The organism is Coleofasciculus sp. (genome assembly GCF_046565525.1).
GTDB lineage: Bacteria > Cyanobacteriota > Cyanobacteriia > Cyanobacteriales > Coleofasciculaceae > Coleofasciculus.
Genome location: NZ_JBKHUP010000045.1, coordinates 35,956 through 61,772 on the forward strand (window position 1 = coordinate 35,956; position 25,817 = coordinate 61,772).

Consider the following 25,817-nt stretch of genomic DNA (forward strand, 5'->3'; position numbering starts at 1 on the left):
GACCGGGGCGGGTTTAGTGGTATCTGGGTTAGGTTAGAAACGATCGTCATAAAACCCGCCCCTAGGCAATGTCCCCATCCTCAAAAACGGTATCAGACGCTTCCTTAATAACTAACACAACCACCAAATCCGCCGTATCCTCTGTGCCTCTGTGGTGCTTCCTCATTCACTCTTTTTCCTGCAAAAACTCCTGTAAATCCCTCTGCACCTGCTGATACAATTGCGGCGACTCTCCCTTCCACCCAATTAAACTATATAATTTCACTGTCCCCGCCCGCCCTCGCACCTCTTCTTCCCCCACTGGGATCACCTCAACCTCATCTTTAACAACCTGATAAAGAGAATCGGTAATTAAAATATCTGTGCCAAATTTTTTCGTCAAACCCTCCACCCGACTCGCCACATTCACCGCATCACCAATCACCGCATATTCTCGACGACGCTGAGAACCAATATCCCCGGCAATCAATTCCCCATAATTAATCCCAATCCCATTAAATAACGGGATTCGTTCTTCCTGACGCCATTCCTCACGCAACTGATGCAAGGCTTTTCGCATTCCTAATGCTGCACGAATCGCATTCATCGCATCGGTTTTTTCCCCCTCCGATACCGGACAACCAAATTCTGCCATTACCGCATCTCCAATAAACTTATCCACCGTACCCCCAGCATCTAAAATGACCTCAACCATGTCATTGAGATACCGATTAAGTTGTCGCACTAATCGTACCGGTGAGATTTGGGAGGAGAGGGTGGTAAAACCGCGAATATCGGAGAATAAAATAGCGGCTTTTAATTTGCGTCCTTTGAGCAATTCCTGATAATCATCGTGCTGCTTGAGAATTTCCTGCACAACGGGTGCGGCGACATAACGCTCTAATGTACTGCGGAAGCGGCGTTTTTGAATTTGGTCACTAATAAAGAGTGTGGTAAAGTACGAGAAACTATTTAGAGTAATCGCGATCGCAGGCACAGCAACAGGGAAAATCAATCTGGCGCTGCTATAGCCAAAAAATGCTAATCCTAGCCAAACCCCTGCCATCCCCAATCCCCAAAACAAGCTTGCCGCAGTACGCAGGGGTAGTTTATACAATAGTAGAGCGGTTCCCCCAGCCAGGACAAAAACAAACAATCCCTCTAGCCTCGGATTGGGGATGGCGACAGCAATTGAGCGTCCTTGCATTAAGGTTGCGATCGCGTTAGCATGAAGCTCAACCCCTGGCATGTTTAACTGGATAGGTGTGGGAACAAAATCACCGATATTTTGCTCATCGGCTGTTGTGCCAATCAAGACAATTTTGTCTTTAAAGGTTTCCTCTCGTAAATGCACGTCCCATATATCAGATGCCAGCACCTGCCAAAATGGAATTGTGGTAAAAATATCTCGATTTTGAGTCGGTGTTCCGTAAAAGAAAACCTGGCTCCCTTTTGGGGGTGGATAGCTGACATTTGCCACGTTTAACGTAGTTTGGGCAAATGAAGGAATCCGTTCTAATCCCAACGGCTGAAGAATTTGCTTGCTGTATTCACTCCCTAGCCGATACACATTCCCATCCACCTCTGGGGGTAAAAAGTTGACTAAACCCAGTGACACCGAATCCGGATAAAGTTCGGGTAACGGTTTATACAACTCATGAGTAATAAAACCTTGGGCATCGATGGTATCTTCGTAGAGAGCCGCTAGCACGATGCGATCGCTATATTTGGTTAATGCTTGTTTAAACTGTTGATCATCCTCAGTACCATACCCACTGGGAAGATCAAACAGTAAATCTAACGACACTGACTTAGCACCCGCCGCCATTAAACGCTCAATCACTTCAGCATAAGCCGTTCGCTTCCAAGGAAACGGTGGCGCTAGCAAATCGACAACCAAAGCTTTATTCGGATCAACCGGATTGCTGTAGCGCCCCGATGCGGTCAACGATTGATCATCGACCGCCAAGATTACAATATCATCCGGAGGTGTAATAGGTCCACGTAATTCAATGAACCACTTTTGGCTTTGCCGTTCAGCTAGCTGTACAGGCGTCCCCTGCCAAACCGTTACAAAAGCACCCAAAACCGTCCAAAATCCCATTAGCATCAAGCCAATTCCTTCTGGACGCCAAAACGGTTGGGATTGATTCCGGCGCCGCCGTCGGATGCGTTTTCGTCGTTGTTTGTCCAGCCATTGCCACCAGTGATTCATCGCCCTGACTCCAAGTTTAAAAGGGATTAGGAATTGAAGGCAAATTGTCTCTTAATACATCCGGAATTTCAATCTGCGGAAACTGCTCATTCAAAACTTCTTCGAGTTTATCAATCCCCGGAATTTCAATATCAAACCCTTTAAACAAAGCCCCGGTAACAATGTCTTCAATTTCAGCTTTTGACAATTCTATTACCGTCCCTAACACCCCCTCTGGACTAATATTAATCCCTTGACCTTGACGCAACAAAACGGGCTTAGGGTTCCACAGATTATACCGTTCGCTCAATTCGACTTCGCCCTGTAAAACCTTCACTTGCGCTTGTTCATTTTCATCTAACTCCATCAAATAAACAGTTCCGCGTGTCACGGCGGTAATCGAACCCACACATCCTTGCGTTCCTGACACGACACTTCTACCACTTCGCAGCCGCACACAGCGACTCCCCACGGTGAGTGCCGAATTTTCTCCTAATCTTACACCCGCATTGTTATTAAAGAGCAAATTCGCCCGTGTTTGTTTCGTACTAACCGTTTGTCCCAGAGTTGCAACCGCATTAACTTTAACGGGTCGGTTTTGGATATAAGCTTCATTTCCCCCTAAAATTTCTACAATTTTGGCTTGACTAACTCTTTGTGCGGATGCTGGCGCATTGTGCAATCCCAATACCACGACGATGAACAAACCACTGAGAAAACCGACTAAATTTTGCCACCTCAATGTTCTCCAAGGTATCAACGTCTTTGTTTGATAACCGTGATCTCCAGCTAATTTTACCCCCTGGGTTAAACTGAGAATCTGTTTTTTGAAATTAACCCAATTTCTCAGTCTAAATTTATTGTTCATAGATGCTGATTAACTTTAAAGTTTTGTCCGAACTCTAGGATATCAAGTTTAATTGAATACCTAAGTAAGTTAGTGAAAATAAACCCAACTATAATTAGGTTTTGTCAATATTCCTCAAGCTCTTACAAGTGACTAATGACCAATGATAAACTATTTCTCTGACGCTCCAGTTGCCACACCTTGCACCACTAAAACTGAGCAGGAAACATGATGGAGAACATGATTGCTGACACTGCCTAAAAGCACTTCAGTTAAACCCCGACGACCTCGACGACCAATGACAACTAAGTCAGCGTCCCAACTGTTTACAAGGTCTCGAATCGCACTCCCTGCATCTCCCATTTTGCACGTCCATTCTGTTGCCACTCCTTGGTCTGTTGCCTTTTTACAATAGTCAGCTAGCCATTTCTGAGTTTCATCACTTTCCTTTTTCAATTTGTCTTGCATACGACGTGAGAAGTCAATCAATTCTCTGCCAAACATATCTCCATAAAAACCCACGCCTTGGTTTTCTATAGGTAAGCAATGAAAGATCATCAACGCTGCATTGTCCTGTTTAGCTATATCTAAGGATTGGCTAAAGACACCCTCCGTTTGAGAGGAATGGTCAAGCGCTACTAATATTCTTTTATAGGTCATCAGTTTTACTTCCTAATTTTTCAGAGAACAGGGAACAGGGAAAGAGTTTTGAGTTTTGAGTTTTAATGGGTGTAGAGGCGGGTTGAAGATTATCTTTTTTTGTCACCTTAAGGATATTAAACCCGCCCTGAGTGTTCCAGACGTAGCATGTTACCTGTGGAACACCCCATCTCCCTCATCTTCCCTACCTCTCTCATCTCCCCCTCTTCCCCGACGATTAACTCAACCGGCGAACAAATTTCTCCAATCGATCCATACCCTTTTCAATAGTTGGCATATCAGTAGCATAGGACAGACGGATACAGTTATCGACACCAAAGGCAATACCAGGAACTGTCGCCACTTTCTCAGCTTCTAAAAGGGTGTTACAAAACTCCAGGGATTTAAGTCCAGTTTTGCTGATATCGGCAAATACATAGAACGCCCCATTGGGTTTAGGGCAACTAATTCCTGGAATGCTATTCAGGCGTTCGTAAATGACTTGTCGGCGTTTAGCAAAAGCAAGGCGCATTTGTTCTACACAATCTTGGGAATTTTCCAGGGCTGCGATCGCGCCATACTGGGAAAAGGTACAAACATTAGAGGTACTGTGGCTTTGAATCGTGGTAACTGCCTTAATTAAATCCACAGCACCCGCTAAATACCCCACACGCCAACCTGTCATTGAGTAGGCTTTGGCAAACCCATTACTGGTAATTGTGCGATCAAAGATATCTGATCCAATAGCACCAATACTCAAATGTTGAGCGCCATCGTAAAGAATCTTTTCATAAATTTCATCCGAGACGACTAAAATATCCCGTTCTACAATCACTTGGGCGAGGGCTTTGAGTTCTTCTGGGGTATACACCATCCCGGTGGGGTTAGAGGGAGAATTAAGCACAAACAGCTTGGTTTGCGGGGTAATCGTCGCCTGGAGTTGCTCTGTGGTGATTTTATAACCCCTTGACGCATCCGTTTGCACAATAATCGGCGTACCCCCTGCCAATTTGACCATTTCCGGATAGGAAAGCCAATAGGGGGCGGGAATAATCACTTCATCCCCAGGTTCAACCAGCGCTTGCATTAAACCAAATAGGGAATGTTTACCGCCATTGGTGACAATGATATTGTCCGGCTGGTACTCTAACCCATTATCTTGGCGCAGTTTATTCGCTATTGCTTGGCGTAACTTCGGTTCCCCAGCGGCGGGTCCATATTTGGTTTTCCCGTCATCCAAAGCTTGTTTCGCCGCCGCCTTAATATGAGCCGGGGTATCAAAATCGGGTTCCCCGGCGCTGAAACTGCACACATCCAAGCCATCGACTTTCATCGCTTTGGCTTTGGCGGAAATAGCGAGGGTGAGAGAGGGAGAGACTTGACCAACTCGTGCTGCTAACTGCATTTTTACTCAACTTGAACAACTAGACGGTGTTTGAAAAGCACCTGAGAAGCTAGGGTAAGGGCAGGTTTTGATTTTAGGCGAAAGGTTCAAGGCATTATAGCGATATCTCAACCTGCCCCTCCTCTGTGCAGACACCTTTTTCAACACGCTCTCTTGGAAATATACTACTTTATCTCCGTCTAATTACCTATTTTTCAAACGTCTCTAGATTAGGGATGTTCGTTCAACTTAAGAACGGGTAACTTGATATGATATGACATATATCGCTATAAAAACGCTCCAACTCTCAACAATTTAGTCAACCCTAGGATTTAAAATTGTAAACTTACGTTAACGAAAACTGACAAACGATATCTTTCCTAAACTGATGTATTGTTTTGCATGGTTTCAGCCACAACCTTGGAGAACTTGAATTACTATTTTTATCAATATAGTGCTGTCAGTCGTGAGGATGGTGTATATGTTAGACGTAGAACGATACTACAGAGTTCTGGACTTAGAACCCAATGCCTCACCCGAGGAAGTCCACCAAGGGTATCTAGATATGACGTGGGTATGGCATCCTGACCGTTTTGTGGGTCATCCCCGCCTACAACAGAAAGCCCAGTACAAGTTGCAAGAACTGAATGAAGCCCATGAATGCTTGCGTTCTCAATCGGCGGCTAATGGTAGAAAAATGGGTCGTAAGCCAAAATACTCAGCATCACCACCGCCACCTCGTCGTTCACCATCTCCGGGTTTATCCAAATCACCAACCCAACGGAAGCCACAAAAAAATGATCCGCGAACTGTTAATACAAGGAGACCATCGATTTGTTTTAAAACCAATCCCATCGATGATTGGTTAGATTAAAATTAGGAAACGTGGAAAGTCTTTTAGCTAACTATTAATGATCAATCAGCTCCGCAAAAGCGCAGTTTCTGGTTGATCTGTGAGTAAGTCAATAATCTGATCGGTGTAGTTTTGAAACGCCGACAAACTCTTAATTTTCAGCCTACATCCATCAGAATTATCAGTTACGCGATCGCGAGGTAAATCAATCGTCAGTTCCCCTTGAATTGTACCCGGTTGCGTCGTCAGCACATAGATGCGTTGGGAGAGAAACACCGCTTCCCCTACATCATGAGTAATCATCAAAATCGTTGTACCCGTTCGTTGCCATAATTGCAGCAGGAATTGCTGCATGGCTTCGCGGGTTTGCACATCTAACGCGCCAAAGGGTTCATCCAGGAGTAAGACTTTCGGTTGACATGCTAACGCCCGCGCGATCGCGACTCGTTGTTTCATTCCGCCGGATAGTTCTTTGGGCAACGCTTTAGCAAACTCTGATAATCCCACAACCTCTAAATAATACGATACGTGCTGCCGTCGTTGTGCTGCGGATAGTCCCTGTAACCTTAAACCAAATCCCACATTATTAGCTACCGTCATCCAGGGGTAGAGAGTATAACTTTGAAACACCATCCCTCGATCCGAACCGGGTCCAGTCACTCGCACACCATCCACGCGGATTTCACCAGCCGTTGCTTGTTCCAGCCCAGCAATTAGACGTAATAACGTCGATTTACCAGAACCCGATGCACCAACTACACTAACAAATTCTCCCGATTCAATGTGCATGTTGATATCTTTAAGGGCAACCGTGACGCCCTTACGACTTGAGAATTGTTTATAAAGTTGAGAAACAGTTAATTTTGTCTTTTTCATTTGTTGTTGATTATTAGTTATTTTAATCCTTAATCTATAGTCCATTTACAGGATACTCGCAGCAACAATCTAAATAGTAAATCGAAGCTTAGACCGATTAATCCAATAACAATGAGTCCAGCAAAAATTTGATCAGTTCTCAGAAACCGCTGCGCCACACTAATCCTGCGTCCCAAGCCTTCAGTTGCTGCCACTAATTCTGCCACAATCACTAAATTCCAAGAGGCGGCAATATTGACCCGACAAGCATCGATAATACTGGGCATAATAAACGGAAAAATAACATACAGTAAAACTTGAAGGCGTTTCCCCCCTAACGTATAAGATGTTTCAATTAACTCCTTGGGGACAAACTTAACCGCATCCATGATCATCAGTGTATTGAAAAATAACGTTCCGATAAAAATAAGCAAAATCTTCGGGGTTTCTCCGAGGCCAAAGTATAAGATGAGTAAAGGAATAAATGCTGGCGCAGGCATATACCGCACAATTCCAATAATCGGTTCCATTAGTGCCCGAATACTGGCAAAGGTTCCCATGAAAGTTCCCAAGGGAATAGAAATCAACGCGGCGAGAATAAAACCACAGAGAACCCGAAATACACTTGCTAAAATATCCTGGGGCAAATCGCCACTTATCCAAAGTGACACAATCGCTTGCCAAACATTCTCTGGTGTCGGTAAAAACAGAGGCTCAACCCACCCCGAATGAGAAATTAGCCACCATAACCCAAACGGAATACCGATAGACAACACCATCAATGGCCAGGTCAAGGATTTGGGAATATCTTCGGCAATGCGCCAAAATAGGGTAGGTTTCAGTGTTTGAGGAGAAGATTTTACCTCTCTTGTACACAAATTTTCAGGAGTCCGAGTCATTAGGGTTTACCAGAAACTATTGGCTGTGATTATCTACATCATCTTCTTAGGTCGATACACAACTGGTTCTTGTGGATAAACATTCACAATGAATAACGACAAACCCTATTGTGTACGCGAGCGAATCAGCCCTGAATAGATTTAGGTTTTCTGCTTTTCCGCATAGGCTTTTACAAAGCGATCATCTAAGAGTTTATCCAAATCAGGGGCTTGTTCAATCAAACCATTCTCTACTAAAAATGTACTAATTTCTTGAGCCGCATAAGGCAGCGATGTCATGTCATCTCCCGGTTCAAACGCGGCTAAATTATCCTCGATACTAAAAATAGTCGTTCCAGCATCATATTCCTTATATTCATCAACCGTAACTCCTGCTCGTTTGGCTAAAATTTGCAAAGACTTGTCCGAATTTTCATTCATGAAATCCAGCGTATCAAACCAAGTATTTACCAAAGCTTGCACCGCTTCCGGGCGTTCCTCAAGCATTTGCCGACTCACAACTAGATGATCAGGAATCGCACCGGGAAAGTCCTTAGAACTAAACAACTCTTTACTTCCAGGACGTTCAAGTGCCTTCGTCGTAAACGGTGCAAATACACCCACAGCATCAACCTGTCCGGCGACAAATGCGGCAGAGGCTGCCCCCGTTTCTAAGGGTTTGATTTCCACCTCATCTGGAGATAATCCAGCTTTTTCTAATCCTAAGAGTAAAAGAAAATGATCAACTGTACCCGCTTCTACACACTCAAAACTTTCTTAGTTAACTCGAACTAAGCGGATTTCTGTACGCTGTTGACGGGGATCTGTCGGCGGAATTCCAGACAGGGGTTGATTAAAGCCTTTGCCTTCTGCGACAAAGTTATGCTTAAGACCACGATTTTGTAGGTAGTTCACAACAACTTGGGCGCGTTGTTGACTTAAGGTTTGGTTCAGGGTTGCTGCCCCTGTTTTCGAGGTATGACCAATCACTCGCACGGCTACAGTTTGGGGATTAAACTCTTGAATTTCATTGGTTACCTGTAAAACGGCACTAGCTTCACTAGAAGATAATTCCCCATCTTCTGCGATTTGCATTTTTAATTGGGAGGGTTCGCGAACATTAGCGTCAATCCGGCGATAGTAGGCTTCCAGTAATTCTGAAATTTTCTCAGGTTGAGACTCAATCAAGCGATTGGATGCCACAATCACATCCACAATGGCTTGGGGTGCATCCTGACTGGATAAAACGACAGTATGCCCTTGTTTTTTGGCTTGGGTGACATAGGGTTCCCAAATCACCGCCACCGCCACATTCTGATTGGGATCTTGTAAAAGTTGCCACGCCTCAGACGCATCAGCGACTTTTTTGACTTGAAAATCAGCCAGCTTAAACGCCTCAAACTTGGTACTCAACACCAGCGCCAGGTACTCACTGGGGGTATCCCCCGCAAAGGTGAGGGTTAACTGTCGTCCTTGCGATCGCTCCTGCTCAACTAATCGCTTAAGATCTAAGAGTGACTTAAGATTTGGATATTTCTTCGTATTCAGCACAACGGCATCAGCGCCTACCGTGCGGTCAATCAAGCCAATAATTTGTCCTTCGGGTTGTTGTTGCAGGAACTGATCTAATGTCGTGACTAATAAATCTGCTTTTCCCTGATTCAATAATTCAGCCCGTTTGGCTTGATCAAACTCATCTTGATAGCGCAGTTTGAGCCCAACCTCTTCTAATGCCTTTTGAAACGGCTGACTGCGAAACGTGCTATAGCCGCTGAATGTATCTCCCAGAATCCTCAGTTCACCTTTGGCGGCTTTGGTTTGAGTCTGACTTGACAGATTAGGAACTAGATCAGGTGCCGCCTTATTCAACACCCACAGACCACCTCCAATCAGACCCAAGGTAGCGGCTAAAGCTAAAATCAATACTAGCGGATTATCGCGTTTACTCATAACCTATAATCGACCTATTCCATTTCACTACGCTAGCGGCTGATTTGTTGTACTTTATGTAACATTTTTGCGCGGGTTTCTGTAAAGTTATGGTTTTTACAGATGTCACCGCATCCATGAATCAACCCAGATGCCGTAGGTCTACTCTCACTCACGCTCTCATTTTTAGTGGGTACCTGCAAGTTTCTCTCTAAATTTTGGCAGATTCAATGGGAAAAAGTCAGGAATAAAGCACGGATTAACTCGGAATAAGTCAGGATCTCACTCAAGATGGCTCAAGTTAATTCAGATAGATGTCACGCGGCTTAATCCTAAATCTGTTGAGCAACAAAGGCTTATTTCTGTGACATTCAGATTAAGATAGTTCTACTGGAGTGGAGAATTTTTCATGAACGCTTATTTTGCTTTAGTTATTTCGATTATGATCGGTATCGGTGGGCAGCTAAGCCTTAAAGCTGGTGCTATTCAGGGTATTGGCAATAAGCTTTTCTTTCTTGAGCCCTACATTATTGTGGGATTGTCGTCTTATTTCTGTGCTTCCCTTTTTTACATCTTTGCCCTTAGGGAAATTCCTGTTTCTGTAGCTTTTCCCAGCGTTTCGATTAGCTATGTAGCGGTCGCTTTTTTGGCTCACTTAATTTGGGGAGAACCTTTTGGCATTAGACAGGTTATCGCCTTGGGACTAATTGGTCTGGGAATATACATATTATCCCAGAAGTGAATCCTTTATCTGGGACAACGATTAAAATACGCACCCAAAGAGGGTCACATTAAGTATTTTCAGAGTTTTTGCATCAGTTTTAGTACTCGCGACTATCCAGAAGGAACATTGAATAGATCCCCACCGTACAGGCGGGTGGGGAATTCCGCGAGTTAGGTTAAATATTGCGTTCGCTTAATTCACGGGTCATGTAATCGAATGGCTGATCCACAAATGCCGTATTAGCAACTCCCCCGGCGGCGACTTGCTCTTTCACGATATCTTTCATAATTTGGATACCGCGAACAGTCGGACCAATGGGAACCCCCAAGGAATTGTAGGTTTCCCGTAAACCTTGCAGTACTCGTTCGTCAAGCACATCCATACTCCCAGCAACCAGTGCATAACTGGCATAGCGCAGATAATAGTCCATATCCCGCAAACAAGCGGCATAGCGACGAGTCGTGTAAGCATTGCCACCCGGACGAATCAGTTCCGGGACATCTTCAAAAAGTTGCGATCCTGCCTGCTTGACAATTGAGGCTGAATTACCATTAATCACGGCGGCTGCCATGATTCGGGCTGTACCACTGTCAAAGTAAGATTTGAGTGAATCGATCGCATCGCGATCGAGGTAACGACCAGTGATGTCGTAATTTCTAATCAGGCTTGTAATCGCATCCCGCATGAGTCGGCTCTCCAAATCTGTATATCTTTATCTATTTATCTTGCCAGTTATTGCCGCACGGCTACAAAAAATTCTCACAAACAAAATGGACATAACGGCCGTGTATGTTTATACCGTTGACCTTCCATCCCCATCCACATGCGACCCGCCTGCTGAACCGTGTTCTTTGATCACATAAGCTGGACTCACCCAAGTATTGCTCCCAAGGCAACTTGGCTTATCTGCACTAGAATACGTCATGGTTGAGCGGATTGACAAATAGGAGATGGGTAATCCTTATTATTTTGTAATATTTGAGACAATTTAATCGTTTTCTGAGGATACCCAGAATCAGGAAACTAGATTCTGTAACTTTGGATACAAAAGCTCCCTCTGCCTCTCCCTAGGATGAGTCAGATACAAAGGAGACAGGTTTCAAGCCCAATCAGGTTGTTGAGGTAAACCTGAGATGGTACGACAACGGCTCCCCGGCTTAGGGAGAAAGCTCGCACCAATGTATCTTGTCTCGTTTCTCACACTCAGGGGACAAACTGACGGGTCTACCCATGTTTGCAGCTCCTGCCACTGATAACCGTATCGTTTCCTGGTTAATCACATGTCTAGTATGTTTGTGCGACACTTGATTCCTAATCTCCCCCGTAGTCCTAAGCGTCAGGTTGAGAACAGGCATGACCGTCTGTCTAAGCCGGTGAGAACCTGAACAAGTCTTCCTGCATCGTTCAACTATTTGAACTTTTCTAAACAATAGTCCAATTGACAAAAGGAGTCATTCATGCCAGAAACGCCCCAAGAGGTCTTGAAAATGATTCAAGACGAAAACATTCAAATTATTGACCTCAAATTCATTGACATGCCAGGGGTCTGGCAGCACTGCTCGTTTTACTACGATCAAATTGACGAAAGTGCTTTTGAAGATGGGGTAGCGTTCGACGGGTCAAGTATTCGCGGTTGGAAAGCCATTAACGAATCAGACATGTCAATGGTTCCCGATCCGAAAACGGCTTGGATTGACCCATTCATGCAAGAAAAAACCCTGAGCATGATTTGCTCGATTAAAGAGCCTCGTACTGGTGAATGGTACAGCCGTGACCCCCGCACCATCGCCCAGAAAGCATTGGACTTTTTGAAATCTACTGGACTTGGGGATATTGCTTTCTTTGGTCCAGAAGCCGAGTTCTTTATCTTCGACGATGTTCGCTTTGATCAAACTGAGAACAAAGGGTTCTACTATGTAGACAGCGTTGAAGGGCGTTGGAATTCAGGACGGGAAGAAGCCGGCGGGAACTTGGGATATAAACCTCGCTACAAAGAAGGATACTTCCCCGTTTCGCCTACGGATACGATGCAAGACATGCGTACCGAAATGCTGCTAACCATGGCTCAATGTGGTGTGCCTATTGAAAAGCATCACCACGAAGTTGCTACAGGGGGACAGAACGAACTCGGTGTCCGTTTTGCACCAATCGTCGAAGCCGGTGACTTCTTGATGGTTTACAAATATGTGGTTAAAAATGTTGCCAAAAAGTATGGCAAAACTGCCACATTTATGCCCAAACCCCTGTTTAATGACAACGGTTCTGGGATGCACACCCACCAGTCGATTTGGAAAGATGGGAAACCCCTGTTCTTCGGCGATGGCTACGCTCAAATGAGCAAGATGGCGCTGCATTATATCGGCGGTTTGCTCAGACATGCGCCAGCGCTGCTAGCTTTGACCAACCCAACGACTAACTCCTATAAGCGCTTGGTGCCAGGCTTTGAAGCGCCTGTGAACTTAGCTTACTCTCAAGGAAACCGTTCAGCTTCCATCCGGATTCCCCTCTCTGGTGACAATCCCAAGGCGAAGCGGATGGAATTCCGTTGTCCTGATGCGACTTGTAATCCCTATATTGCCTTTGCGGCGATGTTGTGTGCAGGCTTGGATGGGATTAAGAACGAAATTGATCCAGGCGAACCCTTAGATGTGGATATCTACGACCTCTCACCAGAGGAATTGAGCAAAATCCCATCAACTCCTGGTTCTCTGGAAGCCGCTTTAGAGCATTTAGAGAAGGATCATAGCTTCTTGACCAGTACAGGTGTATTCACCGAAGACTTTATCGACAACTGGATTGCCTACAAACTCGACAATGAGATCAACCCGATGCGGTTGCGTCCTCATCCCTATGAGTTTTCCCTCTACTACGATGTCTAGCCTCAGAAACTAGCACAAAATGAGAAAAAAGCCATCCCTAGGGGTGGCTTTTTTTTGCCTACATCTCCCCTCAACTCTAGGGTTGACTCTGTGAACTTTTCTAATTTTTTAGTTACAATACTTAACAAATGACAATCAGGTAACAACCAGCTTCACGACTCATGTCTGATACTTTGACAAAACTGGCATATCAAACATTCCAGCAAGGAAAAGCGGCGTTTGCACTCGCACACAAAAACACAGGATCACAACTACGGAATCTGATTAATCCTCCAATCAATCAGCTTAGAGCCAAATCCCTCTCTCCAGAAATCCTGCAACTACTTTGGCAAAAGTTCGAGCAGATTCTGGAGACCGATTGGCAGGATGCGGAGCGGGGCGTGTATCCTAAAAGCCTGCTGTTTGATAACCCTTGGGAAGACTTCTTGCGCTACTATCCAGAGATGTGCCTGGATTTACTGAACATCTGGGAGAGGGTCAATCAGAATAAATATCAGGAGTTCTCGCCAGAGATTGATATCGAAAATTATCCAAACTACTATCGGCGCAACTTCCATTACCAAACCGATGGCTACTTGAGTGATACCTCAGCCAACCTGTATGATTTGCAGGTAGAACTTCTGTTTAATGGTGGGGCTGATCCGATGCGGCGGCGTGTACTTGCACCGTTAAAGGAAGGACTCAAGGCGTTTGATACCGTTCCTGCTCAACAAATTAAGGTTCTTGATGTAGCCTGTGGAACGGGTCGGACTTTAAGGATGATTCGGGCAATGCTGCCAAAAGCGTCTCTATTTGGCACAGATTTATCCCCAGCTTATTTGCGTAAAGCCAATCAACTCTTATCGGAGATTCCGGGGGAATTACCGCAACTGATGCAGGCTAAGGCGGAGGAGTTGCCGTATCGGGATAATTATTTCCACGGTATCACTTGCGTGTTTCTCTTCCACGAACTACCACCTTCTATACGTCAGCGCATCATTGAGCAATGCTTCCGCGTCATTCAACCGGGAGGAGTGTTTGTTATCTGTGACTCTATTCAGGCGATTGATTTTCCCCAATTCATGCCAATGATGGAAAACTTCCCTGCTATGTTCCACGAACCCTACTACAGACACTACATTACCGATGATTTAGTCGGACGCCTGACTCAGGCGGGTTTTGAGGCAATTACAACTCAAAACCACTTTATGAGCAAGTACTGGATTGCTTATAAGCCTGAAGACGCTACGGTGTAGAATCGTTCTCGGCAATTAAGATCCCCGACTTCTTCAAGACGTCGGGGATCTGGGTCTTTGGGGGTAAGTCATCGGGATTAACCGATAAAATAAGCTTGGGGCTACTCCCACCTATCAAGACGCCAAATCAAGATTATGGCGTGAGATGAATTGCCAGATTAGGTAAATACCACGCCTTGTGTTATATACAATTGTCAACTGCTATAGAGAAACGTCTATGACCACTAAAAAATCGAATCCAGAAACGGTGTCTACAGAAAGCTTGTCAACGGAAGAGATCATCTCGACTGAGTTTATCCAAGATCAGGTTACCGTCAACTATGTAGAAACTATCGAAACAGTCATCTCCAGCCTGGAGCAAGATGACAGTGCGATGGTAAGCCATAACGATGAAGGTTATCTCTGGAAGTTTAAGTATGGTAGCGTTGAAGTCTTTGTCCAATTGACGGGTTCTACAGATGAGGATACGTTTACCGTTTGGTCTTCGGTGCTGCATCTCCCGGCTGAAAAAGAAGCCGAATTGATGCGTAGACTTCTGGAAATGAACTGGTCAGATACCTTTGAAGCCCGTTTTGGCATTGTGGATGATCAAGTAGTGGTGTTATCGTCGCGCACGGTGGCTGAATTATCGCCAGGAGAAATTTCTCGGGCGATTACTATCGTTGCCACGATCGCGGATGATAATGATGAAGCATTACAGGAAGAGTTTGGCGCGTCTTGAGTTGTACTACAACCAGACTTCGCGATCGCAACCTCCTCTCATCTATGGCTGAGATGGTAATCTAAACCCTTTCTATTCTACTGAGTCGGGTGCAAAACCTGAGAGACCTGTAGCGTTTTTGTAGTATTTTAAATCAAGGCTGTTGAAGCTTAGTTCTTTCCCTTGTCATTAATCTCAGGTATAGGAGTTCAAAACCGCGATCGCACTCCTATAACTCATCAATAATCGCCTGCTTTTGTTCCGTAAAACCAATAAAATCACGTTTAATTTTTACGAGCAATTACATAATAGCGCCACGGTGCGGGATAGCCTTCTATCGTTACAGATAAATCATCAGGATTCAGGAACTCTCGTAAACTATCGATATTTGCCCAAGGGGTGCGGCGCTGTTCCTCCACAGACAAGGGTTGAGCAAAAAAACAGTGAATCTGACTAAAGCCAGCCCGTACTAGCCAATTCTCCAAACAAGATTGAGTCGGCAAAAACCAAATTCCGCGTGCTTTAGCATAGCGCTTGCGAGGAGTCAACGCAACAGGAAGTTCCCCTGGAATTCCCTGACAATCAATCACAATTTCTCCCTTAGGTGCTAGGGCTTGTCGCAGTTTGCCCAATAAATTAATCGGATCTCGATGATGGTAAAGAATTCCTAGACAAAAAATCGTATCAAAGAAATTAGGATACAAATCAATATGCTCAACCCCCAATAACTCAAATGTCAGCATTGGTTGCTGAACAATATTTTGGATAAGCTGAAAGTTCCAAAAGTGCTTAGAAACTGGCTCAAACCCAATCACACACTCCGGCTCTTGATCAGCCATGCAAAACATAAAATAGCCATTGTGACAGCCAATATCCGCCACCCGACGATTTTTCAGGGAATGGATATGGGGCAAAATTCGCGCCCATTTCCAGTCAGAACGCCACTCTGCATCAATGGAAATATCAAATAGTTCAAAGGGTCCTTTTTTCCAAGGGCAAAAGGCTTGCAACGAGTGATAAAATCGCTGTTTTTGTTCGGTTGTGAGTTCCTCAGCATGACCCACTTTAACCACAGCATCAGAGAAGTCATACCAATCACTGTGGATGTCCTGAACCGCCTGCACCGCTTCCCGATATTGACTCACTTGAGGGGCGAATAATTTGGATTGTCGCTCTTGACGTAGCGATAAAATTTCCTCTCGTGCTAACGTTTTGGGGTAGAACTCTAGATAATCAGGGGGTATATAACCAATCGTTTGATCAGGATTTGTCATGAGTGGTCATCCGTTACTCTTGCTCAAAAGATTGGCTGTTGAACTTAAGTGTCCGACAGTTCTCCATGACGGTACGGGCGACGTCATCAGGCACCCCTTCAGGAATTTCTGCTTCAATTTCGAGGGTGAGTTTGACTTTTGCACCGTGCAAAGCGGTTAGGTGCTGGATTACTTCGTTCGCGATCGCGGGAGTATCTCGATTCACCCGCATGGCGTCAATTTCAACGTTACCATAGAACCGCCGGAGTACAGGAGTTTGGCTCCCTCCCGATCCATCGCCGGAGCTACCAATCGTTCCTTCATCACCAGAGGGCGAGCTATCACCCGATTCTGTCCCCGTTGTTGTCACTCCTTTTCCACTAGGGGTTGTAGGTGTCGGAGCTTGTTCGGCGTCGAACTGTCGTTGGGCAATGTCTGGTTTGACGAGCAAGCTTTGCGGACTAATTCTAGGCGTTATTCCCGTTCCCGCTAGCAAACCGAGATATTTTCCCGTTTCTTCGTCAAATCCCTCAGCATAGGCGAAGTTATCCGCCCAAATGGTTGATGCAACGCCATTGCGGATGGCTTCGAGGAGGACATTTTGGTCTTTCAATCGTGGCAGGTAAAGGTATTGGGTGAGGTACTCCCAGAGGCGCTTCAAGTCGATATGGTTGGTTTCTCGCCAGAGGAACTTATCTAGGGCTTCTAGGCGTAGGTTTGTCGCGGCGTAATTGTCAAGGAGATCGCCTTCATGGACAGCTTTTTTCCTTGCTCGCGCGATCGGTGAGTCTTGACCTTGCAGCCGCGTTTCCTTCCATTCGATACCGCCTTGGGCATCCGGTTGCATCGGCACTAAGAGCCATTGATAGGTATCGTTGAGAATATTATCAACATCTTTGTTCGTTCCATCCCTTTTCGTTTCTGCCTGACTCCGCTGAAAGTTATCGAGATTCAGGGTTTTCTTCTTGTCGTCAGCGAGAATCGACTCCCAGGCGAGGTATTGAGCGACATTCCGCTCTAGGTTCTCAATTTTGGCTTTGTCTGGAGCTAGGAAAAGCAGGGTATTTTTGTAGTAGCGAGGACTGCTTCCTTTGTGGTTTAGGGCATCTTCAATCCATTGGCGAGCGGAGGTATCGTCGCTGAGACGGCTGTAGGGATGCTGGGGAGCAAGCACGACGAGACGCACTCCTAAACTGGGGTCATCGGGAATATCTGCGGTTGATTCCGGGGCAATATGGACGGCACTGAACTCATTGCGCGACTTATCATTTTTTAGTCGTTTAATGATTTCTTCCCAAACCTTGTAACGATCGCTCTGGTATTGATTAGCTCGTTCTTGGGCGGTGCGGTTGACGTTGGGTTGGGTTGAAACCCAGTAGCGGTTACCGTCGATGTAGAGGTAGGTGGCTTGGTCGGTGAGACGGCGCAGGGCATCGCCAAAGGTGGCGGCGGTTTCTCCAGGCTGGACGCAAGCGAGTTTGATTCTGCGGTCTTCCAGTCCGCGATTGGCTGCTCGTAAAGTGGGGGCAGAACCCATGTAAATCGAGCGAGTCACTCGGCGACAGGCAGAGTAACGCCCTAGATTGGGGTTCTGTCGGTCTAGCGCCAGGGGTAGGGAGTTCGGGCCGTCTACGTCTTTATCAATAACGGGAATCCAGTTATCGTCCAGGTAGCGGGTTAGTTCGGACTGCACCTGGGAGTCGTCCATGGGGACGTGGGCTGGCATAATTAGCAGGCTTTGGTCGTTGCGTTCCCAGAGGGAGTGAATCACTTTTGCCATCAGGCGCAACACGCCACGGGTACGCTGGAATTTATCCAGACTCGACCAGTCGGAGTAGAGGCGATCGAAGAGTTCGGGATGAATCGGATAGGCGTCTCGCATCCGTCGCTCATAGTCGCCTTCTTTGCATTCAGCGGGAAACTCCTGTCTCTGAGTGCGGTACATTTCTGAGAAAGCCCGGATCACAGCATCCCGTTGGACAAAGAGGTTGGGGTCAGCCGCGATCTGAAACAGCCGCCGTCGCACGATCTCAAAGCTTTCTTCAGCGCTGGCGGGTCGCCAGGGGGACTCGACGCGACCGATCGCATTCTTGAGGCGATCGAGGGCTTCTTTGCCTCTCTCTCCTCCGATTTCAATATCAGAGGATGGAATACTGACAACGAGTAAAGTCTGCTTGGCGTTTTTAGCTGATTCGCTCAGGGTTTGAGCAAAGGTGAACTGGGTGTCGAAACTGCCACCAGCAATATCGCTGCGGTCGTGTAATTGTCGAGCATAGGCGACCCATTCATCGATCAGAATCAAACAGGGGGAAAAGCGGTTGAAGAGTACCTTGAGGGCATCGCCCGGATTGGTTGAGGTTTCATCGGCATTGCGAACGATTTCATAGCCCTCTAACCCGCCAAGTTGCCACGCCAATTCACCCCAGAGGGTTTTGATCAAAGGACGGTTTTGGCTCTTGTGTTCGGGTTTGTAGGGGGCGATACCGCTGGGCTGGAGTTTATTCCCCACAAGGACGGCGACGTTGACGTTTTGGGGGGGTTTGGTCAAGCTAGTCTCTTGGAAGATGGGTTCCATGCCAGGAAGATCCGCGATCGCTAAGGCATTGCACAAATGATACAGTGCTAGCATGGCGTGGGTTTTACCGCCACCAAAGTTGGTTTGCAGTTCAATCACCGGATCGCCGCCTTTTCCACTCAGGCGCAGTAATGCCCCGCTCAGGAGTTGCTTGAGTCCCTCGGTGAGGTAGGTACGCCGGAAGAATTCTGTGGGGTCACGGTATTCATCGGAGCCTTCATCCAGGTAAACTTGCCACAGGTCAGCGGCAAATTCAGCTTGTTGGTAGCGCCCTGAGGCGACATCGGGGTGAGGGGTGGTAATTTCGCGCCAGGGTTTTAATCCCGACATCGGCTGTCCGACGGTGGGAGCCACAGCCGCACGGCGAGTTTCCCGACGGGCTTGACCTTCAAAGCGAACCCGCAAGAGTTCTTGTTTCTGCTTTTCGACTTGATCGGCTTCAGTGGCTGAGATGGCACAGAGGAGGCGAGCCATGCTGTCGAGGGCGCGGTAAGCGTCATCGGTGGAGAAGGTGCTGGTATGCGCCCAGTCGTTACGGGTATCCCGCAGTTCGCTGACGATGCTGCGTTCGGAGCGTCCCAGGGTATTGCGGAAGACGTTATTCCACTGTTCCCACATCACCATCAGTAAGGCAGAAACATCTTCCTTGAGGACATCTTTCACCTCACGACGCGCCACGTAATGGTCGGGAAGACAAGCAGAGGCAGCACTCAACCACCGCTCGCCAAAGTTGGCTTTCATCTCTCGCTCAATGAAGGGATAGAGTCCATCTCGGAGTAAGTTTAAGGCTCTACCGACTCGTTCGTGGTTACTAATTGCCATGTTACTATGTTCTGGGGTTTCAGCTAGAGTTGGGATTTTTGGGTTTGAATGGTCTGACGAAAGGCTCGTAAGGCGGGACTTCTGCCAACGGCGATACTTTGTTCAAGTACCTCGGCGACTAAATTGAGGATTGGCAATGTGGGAAATGTGGGACTGATATCGACGCGCTGATACTGACCCGCTTGCAGTGTATAAAGGGTGAGTTGATTCTTTTCGTAGCGCCAAAGTTCAGGAACACCAAGGGCGGCATAGGCATCGATTTGGGTTTTTGAGGTGACATCGACTTCAATCGCCAAATCGGGGGGTGGGTCAATGGTTAGGTCAATGCGCCGTTTCCCTCGCATTTGCGCCTGGTTCTGGATGTAAAAGCACTGATCCGGTTCAATACCACTGTTCATATTTTCTTGTTTGAATGTGGTTGATCCGAAGCACTCACAGTCTATTTCGAGTTCATCTAAAAGAATTTTAACCAGGTCACCGATGAGTTCTTTATCAACTTCGTGTTCTGGGGTAGGCATTCTGATTTCTAAGATGCCGTGGCTATAGGCAATCCGGGAGGAACGGGTTTCACCGAGTTCGGCTAAGATGTGCTCGAATTGTTGCCAATCGAGGTGACGAATGAGTAACCGTTGACCGGGGGGTACGTCGAGTTGTCGGAGTTGCAGGGTAACCATGATTCAAAGTTTAAATCCTAAATCGCCTTGGATGGGCTGAGATTGAAACTCACTTGCCAAGCGGGTAATTTCGGGCCAAGAGATGACCAGGCTGTTGTAGGCAATGCCCTCGGCTGCCCAACCTTTTCTATCGCACAGGTTATAGAGTCGATAGGCTAAATCCCGTGCGATTTCGCCTCTGTCGCCTAATTTCGCCAACATTTCAGCCGCCCCCATCTCGCCTTTTTGGTCGAGTTCGTGGATGAGGTATTGGGTGACTTCCCAATCGGGCATCCGGCTATCGCTATTGGGATTCCAGTCTGACTTGAGTTCCTCCCGTTTGAGTAGGCGAACTTTGCCGCCCTTTGCTTCTAGGATTCCCGCATCAACCATGCCACTAACACTGGTATTTTTGGCTTTGGAAAGGGTTTCAGCATCACCATACTGTCCTGGGTTAAATTGATACTGCTCGAACCAGGTGAGCGCCCAACGGGTATCGCTGTCAAATGCGCCTTCTTGTTCGGTGAGATATTCGTCGAGGATTTGGTTGATCAGTTGTAGGGCGGTGCGAACCCGCATGGGGGAACCGTCGTTTTCGAGAACGGCGGCGTATTGAGAGAAGACTGCCATACCGGGTCCGATGCTGGCTTGGGCGAGGTCTACGGGGGCGATGTTGCCTTGTTGCAGGGTTTTCAGGGCTTTGGGGAGTTGGCGTTTGAGTTCGGTGAGGAATTGGCGACGGGTGGTTTTGGGTGCGTCGGTGGGGCGGGGGCGACAAACGAGGACGATGGAGGAGGCGAGGGCGTTGGAACCTTGTCCCCGCATTCGGTTGCTGAGTTCAGTTCGCAGAGGCCAAGTACCACCGATACTAAAATTCTCTTGCATTAGCTACCATGTCGGAACATATCGGCAACCATTTCTTGAGATTTCGGGACTAACACAGTGCTAAATATTTCCGGATAAATCGAGCCAATCGATTGGCGTAGCCATACATAGAAGAAATCCGCCAAATCTGCATAGGGTACTGCGTCATAATAAGGGGGATCTGTAGAGAATATCTTTGCGGTTGAGTCATTTTTGTGGGTTGCGGTTGCATCATGTTGTCTTGCGTTTCCACTGGCTTTACTTGGAAGGTTTTCTACGACTTTCCAAATCCAATTAATCGCCCCAATAAAATTGCCACTAGAATCACTTAATGGATTAGCTTCTGCAAAATCCTAAGCCATAGGTATTGCTTGTCTTGTAAATACATGACTCATTTTTTCTCCACTAATATGCCATGTGCAAATATTACTCCAATAATCTGAGCTTTTATCAATTGCAAAAGCCAAATAAACAGCGATCGCATCTCCATACGCTCTTGCCCCAGTCCCGCCATCATTCAGCGGCACATCATCATCAGACAGACCCGCAGAGATAGCATCTTGCGTCGCCTTTTCCCTTGCCTCACTGACTAAATCGCTGAAGGTGGTTAGAGCAACAAGTTGGCGATTTGTAAATAGATCGGCGTGTTTTGCCATACCGTAATTTTGCACCCGAAACCCCAGCGCCTCCTTCGGCAAATTCGTTTCTGGTTTCCATTTTGGTTGAGCAGAATTGGCAATTTTTTCATGTTCCTCAGTAGGAGCAAGATAAACCCGCCCACTTTGCCCTTCAGCAACAATTGCCATCAACTGCTGACTCATCCGCCCCGCCTTGCCCTCACTGCGAATATGGTCAAACGGCACAGGCGTTTCACAAGCAATACACCCTGCACCTTTACGGCTCACCGTTCCCTCTGGTACTTTCCCCTTTCCAGTTTTCACCTCAAACTGAATTTTGGGCGGAGTCTGTTCCCGATCAATTTGCGGCTCAACCCAAGCCTCCTTCCCCTTCTTCGTCGAAAGCTGAAAACTCCGCACCAAAGGCATTTGACAGCCACAAGCCGGGTTCGGACATTTCACCGTCCGCGCCCACAACCATGCGATTACCGTTGCTTCACCACCGCCATATTCTTTCGGTAACTCCACAGTGGGGTACAAATGCCCAATTCGCTTAAACGCCTCATCCCGCATCCATTGCCCATAAAACCGCACATCCGCCGCCAATCCTTGCGCCCCTTTCCAAACATTCATCCCCTTTTTCTGGCGATTTTCTGGATTAATAGGCGATAAATCTTTAAACTTAGGCGGAATCTCAATTAATGCCTTATTAATCAACACCGCCACCGGATTCAAATCGCTGGCATGAGCTTCTAATCCCAAGCGCTGCGCCTCCAAAGGAATCGAGCCACCCCCAGCAAAAGGGTCATAGACAGGCGGCGCATATTTAGCAATATAATCCCGTACCGCCTCTGGCTTCGTTGGCGGTTCTTCCCCCCGTTCCCACGCCAAACATCGGGCAATTTCCTTTTGTGCCTCGTCAATGATTGCCGGTTCTTTGATATCATCCCAGGACACCAAACCGCGCACCACTTGCTTTTGATTCCCCTTTTTATCGGTTTCGATAGTAATTCGTCCTAAAATATCAAAGAGTCGCTGCCGTTCCCGCTTCTGGTCTTCTTCTGTGGGAAACCTATCCGCCCAACTGGACGGATCATCGACCAAAGACGCCCATAACACGGCTCGACAAGCTGCCAATGGTCGTCTCGCCCACCACAGATGCAGCGTTGAGGGATGCCCATGGCGAATCGACTTTTCCCGAGCCGATTCTGCATTGATGGCTTCTAGAGGCAGGGCAACTTCAATCAGCTTCTTTCTCATCGGGTGTTATTGGCTATCCACACTAAAATACTGAGTACCTGTTCAACCGGGGGAACCGGATAATCCGTCAAATCCACTGTTACTATACTGTCCTCTAACTTAAGAAACCGCCAAGCCGTTCCTGTCGTCACACTGCCATAAATCGTGGGAATTGTTTGTTGATTCGCCCGGTTAAAGCGCTGCGCTGCCACCATCTCAGCCAAACACTGTCCCATCCCTCGCTTCAAGTCGTCTTTTTTCGCTTCCACCACCACCAAAACCGGGGCTTCCACCACAATTTGCTCGGGTGATTGACTGATTAAAAAATCACAGATGCCATTGAGTCCAGCTTTGGGGTCTACATTGAACTCTTCTCCTGAAAAAACGCTGATTTTCCGCTCTAAGACTTGCTGAACCTCCAACAGAATCGGATTAATAATCGCTTCAGAACGAGCTTTTTCATTGCCAACCGCGATCGCCCAAGGAATATTACGCTGAAGCATTTCCTGCAAGAGGGAACTGGGTTGCACTTCCGGGAGAACCGGAAAAAAGCGATCGCCCTCAATCGTCTTTAAGCTAAAATCTTGCTTTGCCTTGGACCAGGTGAATTCTCGATAACTCATCTCGGTTGCTCCCTCCGTTCCCATAACTCTTGCCAGTGGTAGTTCACGCTACTGGCACCAAAATCTGGCTCCCGTTGAAACGGTTCCCTCACATAACGCACCACACAGCCGTTTCCTGGTAACTTATACTCTCCCCTCGCTTCCCGAACCACAAACGCATCCCCTTCGGGAAATTTTTGATTAGGGGGAACCTGCACCAACGCCAAAATATAATTATCTGGCTGATTCAGAGCCGTGAGGATTTCATTTTTGGTGACCGTGACGGTATCCGCTCCTTCTATTCTGCCCTTGACTTCTATAAACCGCAGCCGCCCGGTTCCAGGTACAACTGATTCGATGTCATAGCCACACTTTTTGGCACTAACATCCTGAGGCTGATAACCGAATGCTTGTTCCTCTGCCATAACTGCTTCCATCGCCAACTGTTCTACCCGCTTCGTTTCTCTGGCAAACATTGTGGCAGTCGAATCCCGTTTGCCTTGCAGCCGTTGCAACAGTCCAATAGGTACAACCAGCGCCCCACCAACCACTACAGGCGGCATCGGGGACAGCTTGCGTTCCTGTTCCAATTCAGACAGACGCTTCTGTAGCCGTGCGGCTAACTCATCTGCCCGTTGCTGGGCTTTTGTGGAGTTGAGCTTGGCATTGGGCTTGCCTGCTTGTTCCTGTAACCGCAAATCTGCCGCCCGTTGATCCCAATAGTTAATTTCCTTAGTCAGCCGATCCTTAACCGCCCGAACCGTCTTTTCAATTAACTCTTGTTTACGTTCCCCCACCTCCTGGAGATGGGGAGTAACCAAGTTGGCAATGGCATAGCTGGTGGCTTGACTTTCAATTTCATCTCGAAGCCCTACAGAACCCAGAACCGATTCCACGAGGGGTTTTTCTGCTTCCTCTAGGGGTCGATAGTCGAGATAGGGAGCATAACCTGCCCCCTTAGCCTGTCCGGTGGTGTCAATTTCTACATACTGCATCCGGCGAGAAACAACCCGACGCCGACCTTCCCGTTCTGTGCGAGCATCTTGAATGGAATGCTCTAAGTTTCATCCCTCGGATAAATCGCGAGGGCTTTCACCATTGCTTATCCTGTAAACCAAAGCACGTACCGCTTCACCCGGATCATTTTGATCCACTAAAATGGCTCCCTGTCGCAGCAAATCACGGTGGCGTTCTAAGGTCAGATCGAGGGTAGCATCCAGGATAGGATGACCGGGACAGATGAAATCCGCCAGGGGTTTTCCAGGAACGCTAATCAGTTCCTTCTCAAAGCAAACCCGCTCATAGCGCCGCAGAATCGGATCACCTATGCTAATCTGTCGATCGCGATTACGAATCACCGCCGGGACATGGGTAATCTCATAGCGCTTGGGTTCCCGTTGGCGAATCGTACCCCCTAAACGCTGAAAAGCTGCCAAGAAAAAGGAGGCAATAAAATGGGGCTGAAGTTTCCGCGCCTCTGCCCGTTCCATATCCTCTCGGATTTGCTGCACCTTCGTCGCATCCATAGAGTCTCGCGCCAAGGCACGTTCTTCTAGCAATTCCCGTAGCCGCCCTTGATCGAGGCGATCGGCAACCACCTGGTTAAGCTTCGCTTTGATATCCTCGCGATCGCCATAACGAATTGCTTCGATCAGCAGTTCCCGCAATTCCTTCCCCGCGATCGCTTTCCCCAAGACATCGAAAACCTTACCGCCGAGCGCGTTTTGCTCCTTTTCCAGTTTCTGCAACAGCGCCAGATACACATCCCCCTCGCGGGTTTCCCCAGCCACCAGATTCCAGAGGTGACAGACTTCCGTTTGCCCAATCCGGTGAATCCGCCCAAAGCGCTGCTCCAGACGATTGGGATTCCAAGGCAGGTCATAGTTCACCATCAAATGCGCCCGTTGCAGGTTAATCCCTTCACCTGCTGCATCTGTGGCAATCAAGACTTCGACGGTTGGATCTTGCTTGAAGGCTTCTTCTGCCTGTTTACAGAGATCGAAGTTGAAAGCCCCCGTCTTTTAAGCGGGGGATGAAAACGAGAAAACGTCCAGGCGAGCAGGATTTATCCTGCCAGTCTTTTTTTGTCCGAAGGT

At 47.2% G+C, this 25,817-nt stretch carries 17 protein-coding genes and 3 pseudogenes; 5 read left to right on the forward strand and 15 right to left on the reverse strand.

From position 1 onward, the window contains the following. Positions 1 to 166 precede the first annotated feature (166 nt). The 4 genes from ACLGGO_RS17310 to ACLGGO_RS17325 all read right to left on the reverse strand — a co-directional run bounded on the left by ACLGGO_RS17310 (position 167) and on the right by ACLGGO_RS17325 (position 5,064). Complete coding sequence (locus tag ACLGGO_RS17310; protein ID WP_446420238.1) at positions 167 to 2,194, reverse strand: CHASE2 domain-containing protein; 2,028 nt, start codon at positions 2,192 to 2,194, stop codon at positions 167 to 169. A 16-nt stretch (positions 2,195 to 2,210) separates the two neighbouring features. Beyond that, entirely contained in the window at positions 2,211 to 3,041 is an 831-nt protein-coding gene (locus ACLGGO_RS17315; protein WP_446420239.1) for a hypothetical protein, read from the reverse strand. A gap of 150 nt (positions 3,042 to 3,191) precedes the next feature. Continuing rightward, entirely contained in the window at positions 3,192 to 3,680 is a 489-nt protein-coding gene (locus tag ACLGGO_RS17320) for a universal stress protein (protein WP_446420240.1), read from the reverse strand. A gap of 217 nt (positions 3,681 to 3,897) precedes the next feature. Next, a complete protein-coding gene (locus tag ACLGGO_RS17325) occupies positions 3,898 to 5,064 on the reverse strand; it encodes a pyridoxal phosphate-dependent aminotransferase (RefSeq protein WP_446420241.1) in 1,167 nt (388 codons plus the stop codon). 460 nt (positions 5,065 to 5,524) lie between these two features. Between ACLGGO_RS17325 and ACLGGO_RS17330 the strand changes: the two genes are divergently transcribed. After that, positions 5,525 to 5,917, forward strand: coding sequence for a J domain-containing protein (locus tag ACLGGO_RS17330; RefSeq protein ID WP_446338862.1), 393 nt, complete (start codon positions 5,525 to 5,527; stop codon positions 5,915 to 5,917). A gap of 45 nt (positions 5,918 to 5,962) precedes the next feature. Here the strand turns inward: ACLGGO_RS17330 and ACLGGO_RS17335 are convergent, their stop codons facing one another. The 4 genes and pseudogenes from ACLGGO_RS17335 to ACLGGO_RS17350 form a co-directional block, all read right to left on the reverse strand. Then, positions 5,963 to 6,772 carry an ABC transporter ATP-binding protein gene (locus tag ACLGGO_RS17335; protein ID WP_446338863.1) on the reverse strand — a complete coding sequence of 270 codons (810 nt, stop codon included), beginning with the start codon at positions 6,770 to 6,772 and terminating at the stop codon, positions 5,963 to 5,965. Positions 6,773 to 6,801: 29 nt separating this feature from the next. After that, a complete protein-coding gene (locus tag ACLGGO_RS17340; RefSeq protein WP_446420242.1) occupies positions 6,802 to 7,650 on the reverse strand; it encodes an ABC transporter permease in 849 nt (282 codons plus the stop codon). A gap of 141 nt (positions 7,651 to 7,791) precedes the next feature. Then, positions 7,792 to 8,388 (reverse strand): annotated as a pseudogene (locus ACLGGO_RS17345) (ABC transporter substrate-binding protein); the annotation flags it as partial. 18 nt (positions 8,389 to 8,406) lie between these two features. Continuing rightward, complete coding sequence (locus ACLGGO_RS17350) at positions 8,407 to 9,579, reverse strand: OmpA family protein (RefSeq protein WP_446420243.1); 1,173 nt, start codon at positions 9,577 to 9,579, stop codon at positions 8,407 to 8,409. Positions 9,580 to 9,967: 388 nt separating this feature from the next. Between ACLGGO_RS17350 and ACLGGO_RS17355 the strand changes: the two genes are divergently transcribed. Then, positions 9,968 to 10,300 (forward strand): EamA family transporter, encoded by a 333-nt coding sequence (locus ACLGGO_RS17355; protein WP_446338867.1) that lies wholly within the window; start codon positions 9,968 to 9,970, stop codon positions 10,298 to 10,300. A gap of 157 nt (positions 10,301 to 10,457) precedes the next feature. Here the strand turns inward: ACLGGO_RS17355 and apcB are convergent, their stop codons facing one another. After that, positions 10,458 to 10,967, reverse strand: coding sequence for an allophycocyanin subunit beta (apcB, locus tag ACLGGO_RS17360; protein WP_446420244.1), 510 nt, complete (start codon positions 10,965 to 10,967; stop codon positions 10,458 to 10,460). A 772-nt stretch (positions 10,968 to 11,739) separates the two neighbouring features. Here apcB and glnA point away from each other — a divergent pair. The 3 genes from glnA (at position 11,740) to ACLGGO_RS17375 (ending at position 15,117) form a co-directional block, all read left to right on the forward strand. Then, positions 11,740 to 13,161: a type I glutamate--ammonia ligase gene (gene glnA, locus ACLGGO_RS17365; protein WP_446420245.1), complete on the forward strand. Its 1,422-nt coding sequence runs from the start codon at positions 11,740 to 11,742 to the stop codon at positions 13,159 to 13,161. Positions 13,162 to 13,322: 161 nt separating this feature from the next. Beyond that, positions 13,323 to 14,396 (forward strand): class I SAM-dependent methyltransferase, encoded by a 1,074-nt coding sequence (locus tag ACLGGO_RS17370; RefSeq protein ID WP_446420246.1) that lies wholly within the window; start codon positions 13,323 to 13,325, stop codon positions 14,394 to 14,396. Between the two features lie 217 nt (positions 14,397 to 14,613). Then, positions 14,614 to 15,117 (forward strand): YbjN domain-containing protein, encoded by a 504-nt coding sequence (locus ACLGGO_RS17375; protein WP_446338872.1) that lies wholly within the window; start codon positions 14,614 to 14,616, stop codon positions 15,115 to 15,117. Between the two features lie 263 nt (positions 15,118 to 15,380). Here ACLGGO_RS17375 and cmoB read toward each other — a convergent pair whose 3' ends face one another. The 6 genes and pseudogenes from cmoB to ACLGGO_RS17405 form a co-directional block, all read right to left on the reverse strand. Then, positions 15,381 to 16,370 carry a tRNA 5-methoxyuridine(34)/uridine 5-oxyacetic acid(34) synthase CmoB gene (cmoB, locus tag ACLGGO_RS17380; protein WP_446420247.1) on the reverse strand — a complete coding sequence of 330 codons (990 nt, stop codon included), beginning with the start codon at positions 16,368 to 16,370 and terminating at the stop codon, positions 15,381 to 15,383. Between the two features lie 13 nt (positions 16,371 to 16,383). Then, a complete protein-coding gene (locus ACLGGO_RS17385) occupies positions 16,384 to 19,746 on the reverse strand; it encodes a Swt1 family HEPN domain-containing protein (RefSeq protein ID WP_446420248.1) in 3,363 nt (1,120 codons plus the stop codon). 23 nt (positions 19,747 to 19,769) lie between these two features. After that, positions 19,770 to 20,420, reverse strand: a complete 651-nt coding sequence (locus tag ACLGGO_RS17390) for a Uma2 family endonuclease (RefSeq protein ID WP_446420249.1) — start codon at positions 20,418 to 20,420, stop codon at positions 19,770 to 19,772. Between the two features lie 3 nt (positions 20,421 to 20,423). Then, positions 20,424 to 23,140 (reverse strand): annotated as a pseudogene (locus tag ACLGGO_RS17395) (DUF1156 domain-containing protein). After that, complete coding sequence (locus tag ACLGGO_RS17400) at positions 23,137 to 23,742, reverse strand: hypothetical protein (protein ID WP_446420250.1); 606 nt, start codon at positions 23,740 to 23,742, stop codon at positions 23,137 to 23,139. Before ACLGGO_RS17400 ends, ACLGGO_RS17395 begins: the two are co-directional and overlap by 4 nt. Continuing rightward, a pseudogene (locus tag ACLGGO_RS17405) lies at positions 23,739 to 25,712 on the reverse strand (protein NO VEIN domain-containing protein); the annotation flags it as partial. The gene ACLGGO_RS17400 and the pseudogene ACLGGO_RS17405, both read right to left, overlap by 4 nt. Between the last annotated feature and the right edge of the window lie 105 nt (positions 25,713 to 25,817).